The organism is Lysobacter sp. A421, from assembly GCF_054052145.1.
In genome coordinates this window covers 1-5607 of record NZ_JBSVRL010000008.1, presented here as the reverse complement: position 1 = coordinate 5607, position 5607 = coordinate 1, and the positions used below count along the sequence as shown (strand labels likewise).

The window sequence follows — 5607 nt, the reverse complement described above, 5'->3', positions numbered from 1 at the left end:
TGAGCAGGACGGCGGAGCGGGTTGATGGGTTTCGGGGTTCACGAGGTGTTGACGTGCCCTGAAAACCGGTTAAGATGGTCGGCTCGACGCAGCAACACCGGGTCGGGGCAGCGGGAAAAAATCAGGCGAACAAGGTGTTGACGTTCTCCGGATCCGCTGTAAGATGTGCGGCTCGCTCGACCACTTCGGTGGCGGGCCAGGAACGCGGCGCTGAGGCCGGTTCCGATGATCTTTGACAGTGTGCGCAGGTGACTTGTGCGGGCGTCTGGCGGGTGGATAGTTGTCCATTAGCAGATGTTCGACACAGTCCAAATGAATCAAGAACAAGCATCGCAAGATGTGAGTAATCGAGTTATTTGGGTCTGGATAGACACTGCACTCAAAGCATAGACAAGGCCTTCGGGCTGCGTCGCAATACTTAAGTGAAGAGTTTGATCCTGGCTCAGAGTGAACGCTGGCGGCAGGCCTAACACATGCAAGTCGAACGGCAGCACAGCAGAGCTTGCTCTGTGGGTGGCGAGTGGCGGACGGGTGAGGAATACGTCGGAATCTGCCTTTTTGTGGGGGATAACGTAGGGAAACTTACGCTAATACCGCATACGACCTACGGGTGAAAGCGGAGGACCTTCGGGCTTCGCGCAGAAAGATGAGCCGACGTCGGATTAGCTAGTTGGAGGGGTAATGGCCCACCAAGGCGACGATCCGTAGCTGGTCTGAGAGGATGATCAGCCACACTGGGACTGAGACACGGCCCAGACTCCTACGGGAGGCAGCAGTGGGGAATATTGGACAATGGGCGCAAGCCTGATCCAGCCATGCCGCGTGTGTGAAGAAGGCCTTCGGGTTGTAAAGCACTTTTGTACGGGAAGAAAAGCAATCGGTTAATACCCGGTTGTCATGACGGTACCGTAAGAATAAGCACCGGCTAACTTCGTGCCAGCAGCCGCGGTAATACGAAGGGTGCAAGCGTTACTCGGAATTACTGGGCGTAAAGCGTGCGTAGGTGGTTTGTTAAGTCTGATGTGAAAGCCCTGGGCTCAACCTGGGAATGGCATTGGATACTGGCAGTCTAGAGTGTGGGAGAGGGTAGCGGAATTCCCGGTGTAGCAGTGAAATGCGTAGATATCGGGAGGAACATCCGTGGCGAAGGCGGCTACCTGGACCAACACTGACACTGAGGCACGAAAGCGTGGGGAGCAAACAGGATTAGATACCCTGGTAGTCCACGCCCTAAACGATGCGAACTGGATGTTGGGGACACTTAGGTCCTCAGTATCGAAGCTAACGCGTTAAGTTCGCCGCCTGGGAAGTACGGTCGCAAGACTGAAACTCAAAGGAATTGACGGGGGCCCGCACAAGCGGTGGAGTATGTGGTTTAATTCGATGCAACGCGAAGAACCTTACCTGGCCTTGACATGTCGAGAACTCGCTAGAGATAGCTTGGTGCCTTCGGGAACTCGAACACAGGTGCTGCATGGCTGTCGTCAGCTCGTGTCGTGAGATGTTGGGTTAAGTCCCGCAACGAGCGCAACCCTTGTCCTTAGTTGCCAGCACGTAATGGTGGGAACTCTAAGGAGACTGCCGGTGACAAACCGGAGGAAGGTGGGGATGACGTCAAGTCATCATGGCCCTTACGGCCAGGGCTACACACGTACTACAATGGTGGGGACAGAGGGCTGCAAACTCGCGAGAGCTAGCCAATCCCAGAAACCCCATCTCAGTCCGGATCGCAGTCTGCAACTCGACTGCGTGAAGTCGGAATCGCTAGTAATCGCAGATCAGAATTGCTGCGGTGAATACGTTCCCGGGCCTTGTACACACCGCCCGTCACACCATGGGAGTGGGTTGCTCCAGAAGTAGCTAGTCTAACCTTCGGGGGGACGGTTACCACGGAGTGATTCATGACTGGGGTGAAGTCGTAACAAGGTAGCCGTATCGGAAGGTGCGGCTGGATCACCTCCTTAGAGACATAAAGACAGCCGATTGCCAGTCAGGCGTCCGCACAAGTGACCTGCATTCAGAGTTTCAGCACGGGGCTTTAGCTCAGCTGGGAGAGCACCTGCTTTGCAAGCAGGGGGTCGTCGGTTCGATCCCGACAAGCTCCACCACTTGGCATCGAGACATGGGTCTGTAGCTCAGGTGGTTAGAGCGCACCCCTGATAAGGGTGAGGCCGGTGGTTCGAGTCCTCCCAGACCCACCAACCAAAGCTGTCGACGAAATTCTGAATGAATCTGCGCACACACACATAGATTTGAAGCGACCAGGCGTTGAGGCCGGGTTGCGTTCTTTGAAAACTGGGACGTAGCGAGCGTTTTGAGACGGAATGTCCATGACGTGTCGTAGAGGCTAAGGCGGGGACTACGAGTCCCTAATATTTGAAGTGAGACGTTGTGTTCACGCAACGTATGATCCTGAGGCGACTTGGGGTTATATGGTCAAGTGAATAAGCGCACACGGTGGATGCCTTGGCGGTCAGAGGCGATGAAGGACGTGACAGCCTGCGAAAAGCGTGGGGGAGCTGGCAATAAGCATTGATCCCGCGATGTCCGAATGGGGAAACCCACTCCGCAAGGAGTATTGCATGATGAATACATAGTCATGCAAGGCGAACCCGGTGAACTGAAATATCTAAGTAACCGGAGGAAAAGAAATCAACCGAGATTCCCTGAGTAGTGACGAGCGAACGGGGAACAGCCCTTAAGTTGATTGAGTTTTAGCAAAACAACCTGGGAAGGTTGGCCATAGACGGTGACAGCCCGGTATGCGAAAAGGCTCTTTCAATGAAAACGAGTAGGGCGGGGCACGAGAAACCCTGTCTGAACATGGGGGGACCATCCTCCAAGGCTAAATACTACTGACCGACCGATAGTGAACCAGTACCGTGAGGGAAAGGCGAAAAGAACCCTGGTGAAGGGAGTGAAATAGACCCTGAAACCGTGTGCGTACAAGCAGTAGGAGCTCCTTCGTGGAGTGACTGCGTACCTTTTGTATAATGGGTCAGCGACTTACAGTTCGTGGCAAGCTTAACCGTATAGGGGAGGCGAAGGGAAACCGAGTCTGAATAGGGCGCATAGTCGCGGGCTGTAGACCCGAAACCGGGTGATCTAGTCATGCCCAGGGTGAAGGTACCGTAACAGGTACTGGAGGCCCGAACCCACTCCCGTTGCAAAGGTAGGGGATGAGGTGTGATTAGGAGTGAAAAGCTAATCGAACCCGGAGATAGCTGGTTCTCCTCGAAAGCTATTTAGGTAGCGCCTCGGACGAATACTACTGGGGGTAGAGCACTGTTATGGCTAGGGGTTCATTGCGAATTACCAAACCATGGCAAACTCCGAATACCAGTACGTACTATCCGGGAGACACACGGCGGGTGCTAACGTCCGTCGTGAAAAGGGAAACAACCCAGACCCACAGCTAAGGTCCCAAATCAGTGCTGAGTGGAAAACGATGTGGAAAGGCACAGACAGCCAGGAGGTTGGCTTAGAAGCAGCCATCCTTTAAAGAAAGCGTAATAGCTCACTGGTCGAGTCGGTCTGCGCGGAAGATTTAACGGGGCTAAGCATTGAACCGAAGCTTGGGGTGCATACTTTGTATGCGCGGTAGAGGAGCGTTCCGTAAGCCGATGAAGGTGGATTGAGAAGTCTGCTGGAGGTATCGGAAGTGCGAATGCTGACATGAGTAACGATAATGCGGGTGAAAAACCCGCACGCCGAAAGCCCAAGGTTTCCTTGCGCAATGTTAATCAACGCAGGGTGAGTCGGCCCCTAAGGCGAGGCAGAAATGCGTAGTCGATGGGAAGCAGGTTAATATTCCTGCACCTCGCGTAAGTGCGATGGAGGGACGGAGAAGGTTAGGTATACCGGGCGTTGGTTGTCCCGGGGAAAGCAGGTAGGTGGATCCCTTAGGCAAATCCGGGGGGTCATTAACGCCGAGCAGCGAGACGAGCCCATTAGGGTGAAGTTACCGATACCACGCTTCCAGGAAAAGCTCCTAAGCTTCAGCTTACGCAGACCGTACCGTAAACCGACACAGGTGGGCAGGATGAGAATTCTCAGGCGCTTGAGAGAACTCGGGTGAAGGAACTAGGCAACATGGCACCGTAACTTCGGGAGAAGGTGCACCCCTGATGGTGGCTCATGCGAGCTATAGCTGTCGGGGGTCGCAGTAACCAGGCCGCTGCGACTGTTTATCAAAAACACAGCACTCTGCAAACACGAAAGTGGACGTATAGGGTGTGACGCCTGCCCGGTGCTGGAAGGTTAATTGATGGGGTCAGCCGCAAGGCGAAGCTCTTGATCGAAGCCCCAGTAAACGGCGGCCGTAACTATAACGGTCCTAAGGTAGCGAAATTCCTTGTCGGGTAAGTTCCGACCTGCACGAATGGCGTAACGATGGCGGCGCTGTCTCCACCCGAGACTCAGTGAAATTGAAATCGCTGTGAAGATGCAGCGTTCCCGTGGCAAGACGGAAAGACCCCGTGAACCTTTACTATAGCTTTACACTGAACGTTGAGTTCGTCTGTGTAGGATAGGTGGGAGGCTATGAAACCCTGGCGCTAGCTGAGGTGGAGCCAACCTTGAAATACCACCCTGTCGTGCTTGACGTTCTAACCCAGGTCCGTTATCCGGATCGGGGACCGTGTATGGTGGGTAGTTTGACTGGGGCGGTCTCCTCCCAAAGTGTAACGGAGGAGCACGAAGGTACGCTCAGCGCGGTCGGACATCGCGCACTGTGTGCAAAGGCATAAGCGTGCTTGACTGCGAGATCGACGGATCAAGCAGGTACGAAAGTAGGTCTTAGTGATCCGGTGGTTCTGTATGGAAGGGCCATCGCTCAACGGATAAAAGGTACTCCGGGGATAACAGGCTGATACCGCCCAAGAGTTCATATCGACGGCGGTGTTTGGCACCTCGATGTCGGCTCATCACATCCTGGGGCTGTAGTCGGTCCCAAGGGTATGGCTGTTCGCCATTTAAAGTGGTACGCGAGCTGGGTTCAGAACGTCGTGAGACAGTTCGGTCCCTATCTGCCATGGGCGTTGGAGATTTGAGAGGGGCTGCTCCTAGTACGAGAGGACCGGAGTGGACGAACCTCTGGTGTTCCGGTTGTCACGCCAGTGGCATTGCCGGGTAGCTATGTTCGGAAGCGATAACCGCTGAAAGCATCTAAGCGGGAAGCGCGCCTCAAGATGAGATCTCCCGGGAGCTTGACTCCCCTAAAGGAACCATCAAGACCAGGTGGTTGATAGGCAGGGTGTGTAAGTACAGCAATGTATTGAGCTAACCTGTACTAATGATCCGTGTGGCTTGACCATATAACCTCAAGTGGCCTTGGACTCGACGACGCGTCGACGACATTCCAGCCAAACCAGACTCGCTACGTCCCACCCTATTGAGAGCCCGCGCCGCAGGCGCGACTCCGACCAGTTTGCTCAGTGATAATAGCTGTGTGGCACCACCCGATCCCATCCCGAACTCGGAAGTGAAACGCACACGCGCCGATGGTAGTGTGGCCTAAGCCATGCAAGAGTAGGTCATTGCTGAGCATTTACACCGAAGGCCGGTCCCCACAAGGGGCCGGCCTTCTTCTTTGGGCGAGAATCCATT

2 tRNA genes and 3 rRNA genes are annotated in these 5607 nt (G+C 54.6%); all 5 read left to right on the top strand.

Going from position 1 to position 5607, the window contains the following annotated elements:
• The first annotated feature begins 419 nt into the window (after positions 1 to 419).
• Positions 420 to 1964: ribosomal RNA gene (locus ACW7G6_RS14460) — 16S ribosomal RNA — on the top strand.
• A 68-nt stretch (positions 1965 to 2032) separates the two neighbouring features.
• Positions 2033 to 2108: transfer RNA gene (locus ACW7G6_RS14455), tRNA-Ala, on the top strand.
• Positions 2109 to 2124: 16 nt separating this feature from the next.
• A tRNA-Ile gene (locus ACW7G6_RS14450) sits at positions 2125 to 2201 on the top strand.
• Positions 2202 to 2434: 233 nt separating this feature from the next.
• Positions 2435 to 5315: ribosomal RNA gene (locus ACW7G6_RS14445) — 23S ribosomal RNA — on the top strand.
• 116 nt (positions 5316 to 5431) lie between these two features.
• A 5S ribosomal RNA gene (rrf, locus tag ACW7G6_RS14440) occupies positions 5432 to 5546 on the top strand.
• The 16S, 23S and 5S rRNA genes sit together here with 2 tRNA genes alongside, the layout of an rRNA operon.
• Positions 5547 to 5607: the final 61 nt, after the last annotated feature.